Below are 15,204 nucleotides of genomic sequence, written 5' to 3'. Positions count from 1 at the left end.
TCGCGCCCGCCCGCCCTCAGGTGACCGGCAGCCGCGGGCGGCTCTCCACCCACGGCCGGGCCTCCTCCAGCTGCGCCGCCACCCGCAGCACCGACACCTCGTCGTCGCGGCGGCCCACCAGCTGTACGGCGAGCGGCAGTCCGTCCGCGCCGAAGCCGGCGGGCACGGACGCCGCCGGGTGTCCGGTGACGTTCCACAGCGCGGTGTAGGCGACCATCGGGCGCGAGCGCGCCAGCGCCGTCAGCAGGCCGGCGCCGTCCAGCGCGCCCACCGGGCGCGGGCGGGCTGCGATGACCGGGGTCAGCAGCAGGTCCATGGAGGTGAACATCCGGTCGGCGCGGTCCGCAAGCCGCTCCCCCGCCCGGATGCCGCGTTCCACGGCGGATTCGGGGACCAGGCGGGCGAGCGCGAGGGTGCTCTGGGTACGCGGCTCCAGCAGGTCGGGCCGTTCGACGGCGGCGGCCTCCGCGCGTACGCCGCCGCAGAACTGCGCCGCGAACGGAGCCGTGGCGTCCGGGTAGCGGGGATGGACCTCGCGTACGTCGTGGCCCAGTGCACGCAGCGCCCGTACGGTCTCCAGCAGGGCTCCGACGTGCTCGGGGTGCGGGCGGACTCCGGGCACGGCGGGCTTGGCGGAGTACCCGATGCGCAGCCGGCCGGGCGGAGTCCCCAGGGCCCGCAGCCAGCCGGTGGTGACGGGGCGGGCGCTCCAGCGGTCGGCGGGGGTGGTGCCGGCGAGGACGTCGTAGAGCAGGGCGGCGTCGCGGACGGTGCGGGTCAGCGGCCCCACGGTGCCGAGGGCGTACCAGAGGTGGGGGTTCGGGGCGGTGGAGACGCGGCCGCGCTGGGGTTTGAGGCCGAACAGCCCGCAGCAGGCGGCCGGGATACGGATGGACCCGCCGCCGTCGCCGCCGAGCGCCGCCCCGACCAGTCCGGCCGCGACGGCCGCGGCGCTGCCGCCGCTGGATCCGCCGGGGGTGCGGGAGGTGTCCCAGGGGTTGTGGGCGGTGCCGTGGGCAACGGACTCGGTGAAGGGCCACTGGCCGAACTCGGGCATCGTCGTCTTGCCGATGACGACGGCGCCGGCGGCGCGCAGGCGACGTACGGCCTCGGAGTCGGCGGCGGCGGGGGTGCGGTTGGCGGCTCCGCCGAAGGTGGTGACCTGCCCGGCGACGTCGAGCTCGTCCTTCACGGCGACGGGCACGCCGTGGAGCGGGCCGTACGTCTGCTCCGCTTCCGCTTCCGCGTCCCGGGCATCGGCCTCGGCGAGCGCCTGCTCGGCGAGGACGACCCGGAAGGCCCCGAGTGCGGGGTCGAACCGGGCGATGCGGCGCAGCGCCGCCTCGACGAGGGCGCGGGAGGTGACCTTGCCGGTGCGCACCAGCTCGGCCTGCCGCTCGACTCCCTGGAACATCAGCTCCGCGTCGTCCCTGTCCATGCCCACCCCTTCACCCCTACCTTCCGGTAACCCGGGCAAGGCTGGCGCCCCGCCGTCCCCACGTCAAGCACACGCCGGCACTTTCGGCCTCGCCTGCGTTCGAGGCGCGGGTAGGGGGACATGACGGGGTGGGCCGCGACCGTGACGGGCTCGGACGGGGGCGCCGCGGCACCAGGCCACGGGCGGAAGCGTCCCGGGACGCAGGCGTCCGTGCGACGGCGGGGAGCGGACCGTCGCCCGCGAGGTTTCCAGCCCTGCAGGGAACCAGGCTGCGCGGGCTCGGCGTCTCTTCGCGAGTCCACAAGATCGACTTCGCCGAAGGATGCCCCATGACCGGTACGGCCGCCCGCTACCTCTACCTCACCCGACACGGCGAGGCGTCGTCGGACGAGAGTGAACTGACGGATGCGGGACGCCGCCAGGCCGCCCTGCTCGGGCAGCGGCTCCGGGGCGTCCCGCTGTCGGCGATCCACCACGGGCCGCTCGCCCGGGCCGAGCAGACGGCCCGGCTGATCGGTGAGCAGCTGGACGGCGTCCCCCGCCGCCGCACCGAGACGGCCGGCGACTACGTCCCCTACCTGCCGGCACGTGAGGAACTGCCGCCGGAGGCGGCCGACGCCTGGACCGAGTTCCTCGGCCGGTTCAGCGCCGAGGAAGGGGAGCGGGGACCCGGGCTCGCGGCAGCGGCGCTCGCGGCGTTCACCGGGCCCGTCGCCGGCGACGCACCGCGCCACGAGCTCGTCGTCACCCACAACTTCCTCGTCGGATGGCTCGTGCGGGACGCGCTCGCCGCGCCGCAGTGGCGATGGCTGGGCATCAACCACGCCAACGCGGCTCTGACCGTGATCCGCTACGCCCCCGACCGACCGCCGGCGGTTCTCCTCTTCAACGACACCGGGCACCTCCCGGCCGAGCTCCGCTGGACCGGCTTCCCACAGGAGCTCCACGTCTGAGCCCCGGGTGACCGCCTTCATCCCGTCACCCTGCAGGGCAATTCGGCGGACGGCGCACCGCCGTCACCAGGGAGGGAGGGATCGCGGCGCGCGGCGGCCCCCGTCCCGTGAGCCGCGCGGGGGCCCGGGATGTACCTCGCCAGCTGCGTGAACGGCCGTCGGGCATCCGCTATGCGAATGATCTGTCCGTAAATCGACCGCCCGTTGGCGGCCGCCCTTCGGACCTGCCAGGCTCGTCTTCAGTTGAGCGTCAGATCACAGGCATCGAACCGCAATCAACCTTGAATCGAAGGCGAAACCTGTCATGCGTCACCACATCATCGCCGTATCCGCCCTGAGCCTTCTCTGTCTCGCAGGCAGTACCGGTCTCGCGGAGGCTCAACCCGCCAGTGCGCACGGCCCGTCCGCGATGGTCTTCACCATCGCCCAGGGGACCGGCGAGCCCACGGACACCGTCCTGCGCGCGTCCACCCTCAGCTGCGCCTACACCGCCGAGGGCACCCACCCCGACCCGAGGGCCGCGTGCGACGCACTCAACGCCACCGACGGCGAGCTCAACCGCCTGCTGGCGGCGCCGAGCCCGTCGCGGTTCTGCCCGATGTACTTCGACCCCGTCACGGTCACGGCGGACGGCGTACTGCAGGGCAGGCGCGTCGCCTGGAAGCACACCTTCTCCAACGCGTGCGTGATGTCCACGACCCTGAACGACAGCCCGGTGTACGCGTTCTGACGCCGCGCGGCCGACCGGCCGAGGCGAAGTGCGGCCCGGGAACCAGCGGGCTCCCGGGCCGCCCTCCGGCTGCGCGGCGCAGGACCACCCCCGTCTAGGACCTGTATCGAGTTGCCCCGCGACGTCGCGACGCCCGGCACGCACCCTCGGCACGCACCGAACGCCGCTCCTTGCTCCACGGGGCAACTCGATACAGACCCTAGTGACCGCAAAGGTTCACCGGGTCACAGCACTAGAACGGCTCCGCGGCCTGCAGGAGACGCACGGGGAGATAGGGGGACTCGACGCGGACGGCCCAGCCGCGGCGGCGGGCGTGACAGGCCAGGGCGAGGATGTCGAGGTTGACGGCGGCATCCGGTTCGTCGGCGCGGTCGGCGACCGCGTAGTAGGCGCGGTGGGCTTCGAGCGCGTCGGCCAGGGCCAGGTTGAAGCTCTCCTCGTCACCCTCCACCAGCTGCGACAGCAGCACGGCCGGCGGCATGGCGAAGCCCCAGTCCGCGGCCCTCTCGGTCTGCTGGAGGGCCCGTTGTACGGCCTGTTCGGGCTCGGCGCCCGTCAGGTAGGCGTGCAGGGCTTCACGGTACGCGCTGAAGGCGGAGCCGTCCGGGCGGGCGAAGGTGGGGCCGGTGAGGACCAGGGGGGCGAGGTCCTCGCGCGCTCCGGTGATCAGGGCGAAGGACACGGCCTTCTGCCAGTTGTGGGCGCCGGCCTCCTCGGCCCGCTGGGCCGGATAGCGCAGCGTGCGGCCGTCGATGGTGACCTCGGCCTCGGTACCCGGCTCGGCGAGGGCGATACGGAACAGGGCCGCCCCCATCCGGGAGGCCAGCCGCAGGGGCGCCAGCTGCGCGTCCGTGAGATCGCCCAAAGCCCCCGCACGCCGCTTGAACAGGCGCTCCTGATCGCCCATGACGCTGTCGAGCCGCCAGACGGCGAGGGGCTTCCCGTCGACGGCGGTGAACGCCTCCTCGACATACTTGTGGTACCTGGCCTCGGTCTCCGGGTGGACGGTCCGCTCGCAGTCCGGCCGCTCCACCACCAGGGCGCCCGCGGCGAGCGCGGCGACCGCGTCCGGCCGCCGGTCCCGGCCGAAGCCCGCGACCCGCGGCCCTCGGGTCTCGAAGCCGGTGACCAGCGCGTGCGGGAGGTAGTCGGTACGGACGGCGGGCGCCCAGCCCAGGCTCCGGTACGCGAGCGCGGCGAGGGAGATGGGGACGAGCGGGAGAAGGTTTCGCGTGGAGGCCGAGGAGCCGTGCAGGGCCCGGTGGCTGACCAGGAGCTCGGGCAGCGCGGCATCGAAGGCCTCCCGGTCCTCGGCGGCCAGGGCGCGCAGCGTGCGCAGCGCAGCGCTGTCCGGCCGGTCCAGCAGCGGCTCGCCGCTCTCCTCGGCGCGGCTGCGTACGCGGTCCAGGGCCGCGTCGACGGCGGCGAGCTTGGCCTGCGCGCTCGGCGGGTGGTCCCCGTCGTCGCCGGTGTCGTCCAGGACGACGGCCATCAGCCCCGTGGCGAGCTCGCCGGCGGGTGTGCCCTGCAGCCGCTCGGCGAACTTGTCCCGGGCGAAGCGGAAGGCCTCCCCGTGCCACGTGGCCTTGTCCCTGAGGACGGCCAGGCAGAGCGCGTCGATCCACTCCCCCGGCGTGACGCTCTCCTCGGGGTGGTCCTCCCCCGGGTCGTAGCTCATGCCGAAGTTCACGTATTCCAGGAAGATCTGGAAGCTGCAGTGCGGGTGGTACGCCGCGTAGGCGACAGCGCCGGCGGCGGCCTCGGAGGCGTCCTTGAGGGCGGCCTTGGCCTCCGGGGTGTCGAGGTCGGGGGTCGCGACGGAGAGAGCGCCCAGGTATGCGAGGAACTCGTCCGCGATGGACTGCCACGCGTAGGTGGTCATCCGGCCGCCCCTCGACATGGAGCGCACCTGGCCCCCGATGCGGTTCGTGAAGTCCTCGCGTGCCGCCGACACGGCCGCCTCGCCCACCTGGTGACGCTCTATCCGCACTGCCTTGCTCCTTGATCAGAATCGTTGCGGACAGCCTAGGGGTGGGATCTGACAGACCGGCGCCTGCCGGGCACGCGGTGCACGTGACTTCCCCGGGTAGCAGGCGCCGACCAGCGTGCGTCCTCGTCGAGGGACTGCTCGATCTCCGTCAGGCACGCGGTTCCTCTCCGCATGCCCCTCCACTGACCCCCTTTGCACCCGTTCGGCGAGGGTGGCGTGGTCGATCAGTCCGACGTTCGGCGCAGGACGAGGCAGAGGAAGCCGAAGCTGTCCCGGTACCCGCGCAGCCATTGCGAACGCTGGGCGTCGGCCGTCTCCAGCGCCTGTGCGGCGGCCGGATCGGCAGGGTGGTCGAGTGCCCATGCGGCCAGCGAGCCCCAGCAGGCCCACTCGTAGCCGTCCAGTTCTCGGCGGGTGCTGACATGGCCGTGGACGGGGGTCCAGCCGTCGGCGACCACGCGGTCCACGGTGGTCGCCAGGTCGTCGAGGTCGCCGAACATCTCGACGGCCTCCGGTGAGGGGGTGCGGTCCCAGAACGACTCGCCGATCAGGACACGGCCGCCGGGAGCCAGGTGCTTGCGGGCCGCCGCGAGGGTGGGCAGGAGACCGCCGAAAGCATGCGTGGCACCGACACTGATCACCAGGTCGAAGGGCTGGTCGGAGGCGAAGTCCGCCGCCTCCTGGTGGTGGAGGACCAGCCGGTCGTCCACCCCCCGTCCGCTCGCCGCCCGGCGGGCCTGGGTGAGGGCGACCTCGGAGACGTCGACGCCCTCGGCGTGCAGGTGCGGGCGTGCCGCCAGGGCGCGCAGGAGCCATTCCGCCGTGCCGCACCCGAGGTCGAGCACTCGCTCGTCGCCCCGGGGGAGGCCGCGCTCAAGCAGCACTCTGACCGAGTCGTCGTCGAGCGGTGCCTTGATCGGGTGGTCGGCGTGGGCGATGCCGGAGATCTGTTCGCGGCTCACGGCCGGCACGGCGTCAGCCTGCTCCGCGGGCTCCATGGGCTCCATGTGCTCCGCTTGCTTCGCGGGCTCCGCGTGCTTCGCGGGCTCCGGTTCCAGGAGCAGCCTCGCGGCCACCTCCGTCCCGTCGGTGCGGATCGTGCCGGCGACCGCCTTCGCCCGTGCTTGCGCCTCTGGGGTCAGGGCCGTCCCGAGCGCGGCCGACAGCGACTCGAAGGTCGGGGTCGGGCCGTCGTGTGCCGCGCCGATGCCCAGGTCGGCGACGCGGGCGGCCCAGTGCGGCTGGTCCACGAACTGGGGTACCACCACCTGCGGTGCGCCGGCGAGTGCGGCGGTCGTCGTGGTCCCGGCGCCGCCGTGGTGCACGACGGCGGCGACCCGGCGGAAGAGGGCCTGGTGGTTGACGTCGCCCACGGCGAGGCAGTCGTCCGCGTCGTCGATCGGTCCCAGGTCGGCCCAGCCTCGGGAGACCAGTACGCGGCGGCCCTGCGCGCGGACCGCCTCGACGGTCGTCCGGCCGATGTCGTCGGGCCCGCCCAGCGGCATGCTGCCGAAGCCGACGTACACGGGCGGGGTGCCGGCGTCGAGGAAGGCCTCCAGGTCGGCGGGCAGGGGGCGCTCGTCGGGCAGGATCCACGCGCCGGTCTGTACGAGGTCCAGGTTCGTCAGGCCCTGCCACGGGCCCAGAACCGGGTCTGCGGCCAGCCAGGGCCGTTCGGTGAAGACATGGTCACGGACGTTGTCCACGGGCGCGAGGCCGATCGCCTCGCGGTGGGCGTTGAGGGGCGCGAGGTAGAGGGCGTTGACCTTCTGGGCGTCCAGGTCCCACAGGGCCTGGTTGTCGGTCATGCCGGGCGGGGCCGGCGGGCCCGGGCGCGACGCCGGCCGGTAGTGCGCCGAGGGCATCTCGAACGGGTGGAAGGCCACGTACACGTAGCGTATGCCCAGTTTCTCGGCCACGGAGCGGGCCCCGGCCGGCATCAGACCGCTCGCCACGAGCACGTCACAGCCCTCGGCCGCCTTGCCGACCGTGTCGAAGTGCGCGGCGACCAGCTCTGCCGCGAACCCGGCAGCGTCCGTCGGCGGCGCCACCGTGCGCAGCGCGCGTACGTCGCGCCCGAAGGGCACGACCTCGGCGCCGACACCGGCCAGCAGGTGCGCGAACTCCGCGTCCGGCGGCGCGCACACGCGTACCTCCGCGCCCCGCTTGCGCAGCTGCGCCGCACATCCCGCCAGCGGCGCGATGTCGCCGCGCGATCCGTATGCCATCAGGAGCACTCGCATGTTGTCTCTCGTTTCTGTGGAAGTCAGACGGTGCGCACGTCGAGCTGGAAGTCGCTGGTGCGCCGGTAGGAGCGGAAAGCCCGGTGCGGTGTCGACCGCAAGCATGTGGGTGTAGTCCTCGGCGTTGTCGGACTCGATCTCGACGACGTCCGGGGCATCGGCGCGCAGTCGGCGCAGCACGGCTGCCTTGGCCCGCAGCCCCAGCCCGTGGCCCCGGTGCGCGGGAACGACCGCGGTGTCGTACTGCCGGGCGCGCCAGGGTTCCCCCTGGGGGCCGGCGCACCCCAGGTGGTGGTCCCCCCGGATGGCCGACCAGCCCTACGGGGCGGGCCGGGTGGCCGGGTTGGGCGTCGGCGTGGCGCACGACGGGCCGGCCGTGGCCTTCGAGTCCCTGTCTGCCGCACTCCGGACGGCCCTCACTGCCGAAACCCAGGGCCGGGCAACGGCCGTGGCCGGCACGGTCCGCACCGACGGAGCAGCGGTGGCCGCCGGACTGCTCCTCGCCACGGCCGGCCGGTGGTAGCAGCACCCTCAGGTCCTGTCCGGAGTTCCAGCGCAATGCCGCGGGGGAACTCCAGACAGGACCTGAGGGGCGTCGTCCGGGGGCAGGTCGGGCACACCGCACGGAAGTGGCCGACCAGCAGCCCGTACGGCTCCCCCGTGCCCGGGGTCCCTGGACAGCCGGCGTCGGACGCGGCGCCGACATCGGACTCGGCGGTGTCGGCATCCGTTCCCGCAGTGTGCTCAGGACGCGGGGGTGGTGCCCGGCGCCGGGGTCTCGGCGGACCAGAAGTCGGAGCGGACGTTGGGGGTGGGGATGGCGGTTTCGCCTTCGTACGTGGCGCCGTTCGCCACTTTGGTGGGTGCTGCCACCTTCGAATTCTTCACGCAGGGGCTGGTGACTTCGAAGAAGGCCTGCCCCTGGTGGCCGAAGAGGACCATGATGCCGAAGCCGTCCGGGGACGTGGCGACGATCTCGGGCGTGTCCTTGTCCGGATTCACCGTCTTGATCTGGTAACCGCTCGCCTTCCAGAAGTTCTCGACCACACCGAGGAAGTTGCCGCGACGCTGCTCGGAGACGACAGTCATCACGGTCCAGTAGCGCGTCACGTCGCAGCTGCCGGTCGTCGTGGTGTCGTGGACCCATTCGATGTCCGGCTTGATCGCCCCGACCGTCGCGTAGAACATCGCGTCGGCGCGCTCCGCCGCTCCCTGCATGTCCATGCCTGCCACTGTCCCTCGTCCGTCCTTGGTGCCGTCCGTCAGTCCGCATCCGGCGAGCAGCGCACCGGCCACGGCCAGCGCACAGGTCAGGCGAATGGTCCGTGTGATGCGCTTCATCGGTGTTCTTCCCTCACGATCTTCTCAGGCTGCCCGGCCACGATCCTGGCGATGTTGTTCGCCGACGTCTGGTCCTTCTCCGGAGTGAAGTACTGGGAGTGGGCGTCGAACCCTCCACCGTCGACGACCATCCTGGGTCCGTCGTCGACCAGGAAGCGTTGGGCCCCGAAGGCCTTGCTCGCCGGGTCCTTGCCGAAGTACACGTCGTCGTCGCCGATGTCGAAGACGTCCCGTCCGACCCCGACCCCGACCGGGCCTGCCAGCAGCCAGCCGAGCCTCGACGGCCGGGTAGCTGACGGAGCCGTCGTCGTGGACGGTGAAGTTCAGGGCGGCGGCGTCCGCGAGGGCCTGCTTCAACTGGGTCTGGGGCTCGGCGAGATCACTGGCGAGCCCGTTGAGCGCCGTACGGACGAGCCCGCACTCGGTGTGCAGGTACTGGAAGTTGCGGCTGAGGCGCTGGAGCCTGCCCAGGGCCGCCTCCGCCGACTCGCTCTTCTGGGTCTCGCGGAGCTTCGCGGACATCGCACGGTCGACCCGTACGCGGTCGGAGTCCGAGCGGTCCGAGACCTCGTGCCACTTGTCGCCCGCCTCCGTGAACTCGGAGGTCTTGAGGTCGCGCAGCTGCTTCCAGGTGAGGGTTCCGGTCATCGCTTCTCGTCCGCCTTGGAGCCGCCGTCGACGCCCTTGAAGGACGTCTCGATCGCGGCATCCGTCTCGCCCATCTCCTTGGCGACCTTCAGCAGGGTCCCCTTGAGCTGCTCGCACTCGTCCCGCACCGACTGGAGGCGTTCCTCCCAGGAGGTCAGCACGCTCTTGAGCGCGGCGACGGAGCTGAGGCCGGCGGCTCCCGAGGCGACGCCCTCGTGACCGGGTCCGAGCGCCGAGCGGCTCGTCTCCGTCCTGGTGCGCAGTTCGCCGGCGGTGCCGGAGGCGCTGGTCCAGGGTCCTTTGCTGTGCTTGAGGTCGATGTTCCCGCCACCGCCACCGCCTCCGCCCCCGCCGCTCCCGGAATCGGGGGCTGTCGAGGCGAGGTTCATCGCGGGGCCGCCGTCGATCGGCCCGAACAGCTCCTGCCAGCGCTCCGAATAGGACACGGCTCCCCCGTCTTCGTCTGCGTTCGGCTCCTGCGCCCCGAGAGACTAACGCAGGCCACGCACGCGTGGGCGATCGGGAACAGGATGCGCAGAAAGGTCCCCTGTGCCACTCCCGTACCACGCACCACCTCGGATCCGTCCCGGGGACTGCCATGGGCGGCTGCCCCCGGGACGGCGCCGGGCGCGACGTGAGGGCCGGCCCTCCGTCAGCCCTGGGGGCCGGCCGGCTGGGCGTCCTTGGACAGCGGCACCTCTCCGGTGTTGTCGACGTGGCGGGCGGCGACCCACACGGGCTGGTCGCGCAGCAGATACCAGATGCTGTTGCCGTCGATGGTCTGCGCGTGCACCTTGCTGTGCAGGCCGACTTCGGCGCCGTGGGTCAGGTTGCCGACGAGGGACGAGTCGGTACTGGGATACCTCCGCAGGTTGACGCCGGTGCTGCTGACGACCGTGCCGAACGGCTTGGCTGGACTGGGCATCATGACCTCCACGGGAACGGGAACGCCTGTGCGGCGGGACGTGGTCCGGAATGCGGACGGGTTGTCTGCACGGTAGAGCCCATGCCCGTCGGGGAGCCGGAGGCGTGCGGGGCATCGGGACGCCCGGCGGCGGGTGTCATCCCGTTGGCCCGCCGTCGCCTCTGCTTCAACGATCCACCTGGACAATGATGACAGTTCAATTACTCGGCGTGATGGACTCGCGTCGACCGCCCGGTCCTGCCGCGGAGATCACCAGCCCCGGAGAACAGCCTGTGGCGTGGCCCGATGTCCGGCAGACCGTATCGCGGCCGTGCTGGCGCACCCGCCCTCCGGTTGCCCCGTTCATCACGGTGCGTGACGATCGAAGAAGGGGTGAAACGTCGGGGTCAGCGAGAGGGGTTGCGGCGATGTCAGACTTGGAACGGTACCGCTATCACGTTGCCGACGACCCGGAGGTGCGCGGTACGCACCTGAGCCGTGAGCGGGTGCGCGGCATGTCGGCACCCGAGGGCGAGGAGGGCCGGCAGGACTTCAACTCGGCCGAGTCCGCGGCTCGGTTCTACCTGGCCGAGAAGCTCGCCCGGGAGGAATCACCGGGGCTGCGTCATGCGGTCCGGGAGGACCGGCCCGAACGTGTTCCCGACCTGGCCCTGCTGGAGGCGCCGCGCCGGCAGGTCGGTATGGGGACCACTCTGGTCCGCTTCGAGCAGACGCAGCAGGAGATCCCCGTCTTCGGCACCGAGGCCTTGGTCGAGATAGACGAGGACCAGCGGCTGGTTTCGATGGACTGCCGTCTCGGTGAGGTGAGCGGCGTCGGCTCCGTGCCGGAGCTGTCGGGGACCGATGCGCTGGAACGAGTGAGACAGGCGACGGGGAGCACGGTTGCCGCCGAGGACCTGCCGCCCGCGACCCTGGCCTACGTCGAACTGGACGACGGCTGGCACCTGGCCTGGCACCTGCGTGAGGTGCCGGCGCAGCTGCCGGCCATGCGCCGTGAGCCGGGCGATCGCGGCCATGGTCTCGGCCGGTCCCCGCGTGAGGACTTCCCGCTCACCGCTTACCTCGTCGACGCCTTCTCCGGCGAGATCCTCCGGTCCTACGGGATGACGCCCACGGTGCTGGTGCCCACCCGGCTGGAGGGCGAGGACGAGGTCAGCGTCCGCCACAGGTTCCACGGCAGCCAGCACAACGGCTCGTTCCTCCTGGACGACCGGTGGCGGCAGATCGCCACCTACGACCTGGCCTTCGCCGACCTCGCGCAGGCCGCCGCGCTTCCGGCCTCGGCGATCGGTTCTTCGCAGGCGGACTTCGGCACCGGCCACCGGGCCGGGGTCTCGGCCCACGTCAACGCCGAGCGGGTGGCCAAGTTCTACCGCGACCAGCTGTACCGCAACGGCATCGACGACGCCGAGATGGACCTGACCTCGGCGGTCAACTGCATCTACAGCGAGGACGGGCCGGGGCCCGAGTGGGTCAACGCCGTCTGGTGGAAGGGGCGGATGTGGTACGGCCAGGTCTCCGTGGACGCCCGCCTGGTGAGCCTGGCCAGCCACCTGGACATCATCGGGCACGAGCTGACCCACGGGGTCATCGAGACCTCCAGCAACCTCGTCTACCAGGACCAGTCCGGCGCCCTGAACGAGTCGCTGGCCGACACGATGGGCATCATCATCGCCAACTGGTACCAGGCGCCGGACCGCGACGACGTGCGTACGTGGACCTGGGAACTCGGCATCGGCCTGGGCGGCAACGGGCTGCCCCTGCGCGACATGGGCGACCCGGCCCGTACCGGCGACCCCGGCCATATGAGCCAGTACCTGCACACCCCGCGCGACAACGGCGGTGTCCACACCAACAGCAACATCCACAACAAGGCGATGCACCACCTCCTCACCTCCGTGGACGCGGCGGGCACGCCGGTCCTCACGGTCGAGGAGTGGGCCCTGCTGGTCTATCTCGCCTTCGTACGCCTGCTGAGGCAGTCGGGCTTCGAGGACATGCGCCAGGCCCTGCGGGACGTCGCCAAGACGTATCTCGCCGGCAACACCGCCGCACGGACGGGCGCCCTGACGGCGGTCGACGACGCCTACCAGAGAGTCGGCATCGCATAGAACCGGGTGAGTCGAAATGCCCACACTCTTCTTCGACATCGGGGCGACCTTGGCGGACGGCCGCCTCGAAGCGGACGGATCCTGGCTGTTGCGTCCCCGCCCCCGTGTCATGCAGGTCCTCGACGCTTTCGCAGATGTGCCCAAGGGCGTCATCTCCGACCCGGGCACCGAGGAGGACGCGGCCGCGCGGGTCGGGGAAGCCCTCCAGGAGGCGTTCCCCGACCGGTTCCCCGACGACCACCTCATCCACTTCGGCCCCAAGACCAGCCGCGCGATCTTCGACGATGCGGTCCAGAGCACGGGCGGCGCGGCCGACGACTGCGTCTTCGTGGGTGAGGACCACGACGAGCGCGCCTTCGCCCGCACCGCGGGCCTGCGCGTCGCACCCCACCCCGTGTTCACCCTGGCCGCCGTCGAGGACCGCCCCGTCTTCTGGACGAGGATCGACGTGCCGGAGGGTACGAGCCTGGGCGTGCTGGAGTCGTTGGCGAACGGCACGGAGGCTGTACCGGTGCATGTCGCCTCCCCTCGGCTGGTACTCGCGATGGCGACCGCATTCGGCGTCGAGACGCTCCAGCAGGCCGGGTTCACGACCGACGTCCGGGGCCAGGTGGAGGACACGGCGGCGTTCCTGGTCAGGGACGACCGCCCGGTCCCGGTGCCGGAGGCCTTCGCGGGGGCCTCGGAGGGGTCCCGGACGGCGGCCGAAGGCACCCTGCGCGCCGCGGCCGCGTTCTGCTTCGCTTCCGGCGAGCTGACCGGGTACCCGGGGCGGATCTCGTCGCTCGGGCCGGCGCCCGGCGGGGTCTACGTCGCCGCACCCGCCGGTGTCCCGATCGAGGAGGTGCACGCGCCGGGAGCCAGACCCGGACACACCGAGCGCCTGCTCCCGGACCCGGCGCTCCTGTCACGCCCCGGGGAGACGCAGGCCGAGGGATTCACCGCGGCCCTGCCCGCCGGGTTCGACGAGGCGGGCGACGGCCTTCCCTCCCCCGGAACGCTCGCGGCCGTGCGCGCGACCGTGACACCCGAGGCGCTGCGCGCTCACGTGGCACGCATCTCCGGCGTCGAACCGCTGGTGCCCGGCGAGCCGCTGAAGGTCCGCAGCCGTGACGCGGCGCACGCCGACAACGCACTCGTCGTGGACGCGCTGGTCCGGCACTTCCAGGATCTCGGGCTGGTGGTGCGACGACACGCGTTCACGTGGCGGGGACGCCGGCTGTTCAATGTCGAAGCCGAGCACCACGTTGAGGGGGCCGACTCCGCCGTCCTCATCACGGGGCATCTGGATTCGACGGCGGAGAGCGGCGACTTCGTCGATGCGAACGGCCATACCCGCCCCTACGACCCCTCGGTGGACCCGGCGCCCGGTGCGGACGACGACGGGAGCGGCACCGCAGCGGTCATGGCGGCGGCGGAATGCCTGCACGCGCTCGTCGAGGAGGGTCGGGCGCCGACGCGTAACGTCCGCTTCGTCCTCTTCAACGCCGAGGAGCAGGCGCTGGTCGGCAGCAAGCGCTACGCGCGCGCCGCCGCAGCGGCGGACGACCGCATCGCGGGCGTCTTCCAGATGGACATGATCGCCGGCTTGCAGGACGGCAGCCCACCCGCGGTGGAGATCCATGCGGGATCCTCCGTGCCCGGCCCGGTCGTGGCCGCCTCCGACGCGCTCGGTGACATGGTCGCGCGGACCGTCCCCGCCGTCGCCTCCGGCTTGGCGATCCAGCGGCTCACCGGGCCGGGGGACCCCGCCCTCGGGCGGAGCGACCACGCGAGTTTCCACGAGCGGGGATGGGCGGCCATCGCCGTTTCCGAGAACCTCTTCGGTGCCGACGGCGGCTCTGGAACCGGCACCCGGCAGTACCACACGCCCGGCGACACCCTCCTCGACGAGGACCACGACCCGCGGTACGCGGCCACGATCGCCGGCTCCGTCACCGCGACCGCCCTGACCTTCGCGGGCCTGTAGGGGTGTCAGGTCGCTGCGGGGTCGAGCCAGCGGGCCTGGGTCTGTCCCTCGGCCGCTGCGACGCCCTCCCCCATCCTGCGGAGCAGGCCGGCGGCTTCGTACACGTCCGCGACCAGCAGCGCCGGCTCTTCCGGAACGCTACACCCCTCCGGCGCTCGCCAGCACGATGACAGTTCGGGAACTTGTTGTCATCGTACGGGCGAGGGTACGGCCAGCGCGCGGGCCACCGCCGCGGTGGTGGCCGCGGCGTGATCGGGAACGTGACGGGCCGCCCACGGGCCGACCAGGTGCGTGAAGTGCCTCAGGTCGCGCTCCGCGCGGGCGAGCAGGTGGCGCAACCGCGTCACCTGCAGTTCGATCACCGGGCTGTCGTCCTGCTCCGTGTCCACGGTGAGCCGGACACGGTCGCCGAGGCGTTCGGCGAGGGGTGAGGGGTCGTGGCCGAAGGAGGCCCAGCCGGAGCCGTCGACGACCTCCGCCCAGTCGGACCGCTCGTCCATTCCGTTGCAGCAGCCCGGCAGCAGCGTCCTGCCGTGCGCGGTGTCGGTGACCCGCAGTCCGCCGGACGCGAACAGGTCGTCCATGGTGAGCAGGCCGTGCAGGAAGGCCCCGAGCGGGTCGGCGGGCCGCGGCGGGCGCCCGTCGTCGGGCTCGCAGTCGTTGCAGGCGGCGATCGACATCACCGCGGTGCCGACTTCCGCCGGGGACAGTGCGCCGCTGAGCGGCAGGAAGGCGTACGGCTCCGCCCCGGCCACCGGCCAGAGTGCGAAGCCGTCACGCGCCTGGATCTCCAGGACCGGCTGTATGACGATCACCCGGGCAGTCTGCCCGATGCGTCCGCGCGGCCGGCCGCAGG

The 15,204-nt window shown here is 72.4% G+C and carries 12 protein-coding genes and 2 pseudogenes; 5 read left to right on the top strand and 9 right to left on the bottom strand.

Features of this window, described 5'->3' with window-relative positions; translation table 11 throughout:
* Positions 1-16: 16 nt before the first annotated feature.
* Entirely contained in the window at positions 17-1,438 is a 1,422-nt protein-coding gene (locus ACFWFZ_RS02895; protein WP_387115575.1) for an amidase, read from the bottom strand.
* A 329-nt stretch (positions 1,439-1,767) separates the two neighbouring features.
* Between ACFWFZ_RS02895 and ACFWFZ_RS02890 the strand changes: the two genes are divergently transcribed.
* The gene (locus ACFWFZ_RS02890; RefSeq protein WP_387115572.1) at positions 1,768-2,391 is read left to right on the top strand and encodes a histidine phosphatase family protein; all 624 of its coding nucleotides are present in this window, start codon (positions 1,768-1,770) and stop codon (positions 2,389-2,391) included.
* Positions 2,392-2,695: 304 nt separating this feature from the next.
* A complete protein-coding gene (locus ACFWFZ_RS02885; RefSeq protein ID WP_387115569.1) occupies positions 2,696-3,121 on the top strand; it encodes a subtilase-type protease inhibitor in 426 nt (141 codons plus the stop codon).
* Positions 3,122-3,353: 232 nt separating this feature from the next.
* On the opposite strand, the gene ACFWFZ_RS02880 is transcribed toward ACFWFZ_RS02885, so the two are convergent.
* From ACFWFZ_RS02880 to ACFWFZ_RS02870, 3 genes and pseudogenes are all read right to left on the bottom strand, one after another.
* Positions 3,354-5,090 carry an immunity 49 family protein gene (locus ACFWFZ_RS02880; RefSeq protein WP_387116309.1) on the bottom strand — a complete coding sequence of 579 codons (1,737 nt, stop codon included), beginning with the start codon at positions 5,088-5,090 and terminating at the stop codon, positions 3,354-3,356.
* Positions 5,091-5,335: 245 nt separating this feature from the next.
* Complete coding sequence (locus ACFWFZ_RS02875) at positions 5,336-6,073, bottom strand: SAM-dependent methyltransferase (RefSeq protein WP_387116306.1); 738 nt, start codon at positions 6,071-6,073, stop codon at positions 5,336-5,338.
* 90 nt (positions 6,074-6,163) lie between these two features.
* Positions 6,164-7,354, bottom strand: a pseudogene (locus ACFWFZ_RS02870) (glycosyltransferase); the annotation flags it as partial.
* Positions 7,355-7,627: 273 nt separating this feature from the next.
* Here ACFWFZ_RS02870 and ACFWFZ_RS02865 point away from each other — a divergent pair.
* Positions 7,628-7,877, top strand: a pseudogene (locus ACFWFZ_RS02865) (glycosyltransferase); the annotation flags it as partial.
* 221 nt (positions 7,878-8,098) lie between these two features.
* Here ACFWFZ_RS02865 and ACFWFZ_RS02860 read toward each other — a convergent pair.
* From ACFWFZ_RS02860 to ACFWFZ_RS02845, 4 genes are all read right to left on the bottom strand, one after another.
* Positions 8,099-8,695 carry a hypothetical protein gene (locus tag ACFWFZ_RS02860; RefSeq protein WP_387115567.1) on the bottom strand — a complete coding sequence of 199 codons (597 nt, stop codon included), beginning with the start codon at positions 8,693-8,695 and terminating at the stop codon, positions 8,099-8,101.
* A complete protein-coding gene (locus ACFWFZ_RS02855; RefSeq protein WP_387115564.1) occupies positions 8,692-8,898 on the bottom strand; it encodes a hypothetical protein in 207 nt (68 codons plus the stop codon). The genes ACFWFZ_RS02860 and ACFWFZ_RS02855 overlap by 4 nt, the downstream gene beginning before the upstream one ends.
* A gap of 441 nt (positions 8,899-9,339) precedes the next feature.
* Positions 9,340-9,789: a hypothetical protein gene (locus ACFWFZ_RS02850; protein WP_387115562.1), complete on the bottom strand. Its 450-nt coding sequence runs from the start codon at positions 9,787-9,789 to the stop codon at positions 9,340-9,342.
* 206 nt (positions 9,790-9,995) lie between these two features.
* The gene (locus tag ACFWFZ_RS02845) at positions 9,996-10,271 is read right to left on the bottom strand and encodes an SH3 domain-containing protein (RefSeq protein ID WP_387115559.1); all 276 of its coding nucleotides are present in this window, start codon (positions 10,269-10,271) and stop codon (positions 9,996-9,998) included.
* Positions 10,272-10,675: 404 nt separating this feature from the next.
* On the opposite strand from ACFWFZ_RS02845, the gene ACFWFZ_RS02840 reads away from it, so the two are divergent.
* Positions 10,676-12,379 carry a M4 family metallopeptidase gene (locus ACFWFZ_RS02840; protein ID WP_387115556.1) on the top strand — a complete coding sequence of 568 codons (1,704 nt, stop codon included), beginning with the start codon at positions 10,676-10,678 and terminating at the stop codon, positions 12,377-12,379.
* A gap of 16 nt (positions 12,380-12,395) precedes the next feature.
* Positions 12,396-14,348: a M28 family metallopeptidase gene (locus ACFWFZ_RS02835; RefSeq protein WP_387115553.1), complete on the top strand. Its 1,953-nt coding sequence runs from the start codon at positions 12,396-12,398 to the stop codon at positions 14,346-14,348.
* A gap of 188 nt (positions 14,349-14,536) precedes the next feature.
* Here the strand turns inward: ACFWFZ_RS02835 and ACFWFZ_RS02830 are convergent, their stop codons facing one another.
* Positions 14,537-15,163, bottom strand: a complete 627-nt coding sequence (locus ACFWFZ_RS02830) for a hypothetical protein (RefSeq protein ID WP_387115550.1) — start codon at positions 15,161-15,163, stop codon at positions 14,537-14,539.
* Positions 15,164-15,204 lie beyond the last annotated feature (41 nt).

This window comes from Streptomyces sp. NPDC060232, assembly GCF_042726555.1.
In the GTDB taxonomy this organism is placed as follows: domain Bacteria; phylum Actinomycetota; class Actinomycetes; order Streptomycetales; family Streptomycetaceae; genus Streptomyces.
Note: the sequence above shows the minus strand (reverse complement) of the source record. Positions and strands in the feature narration are given on the sequence as shown.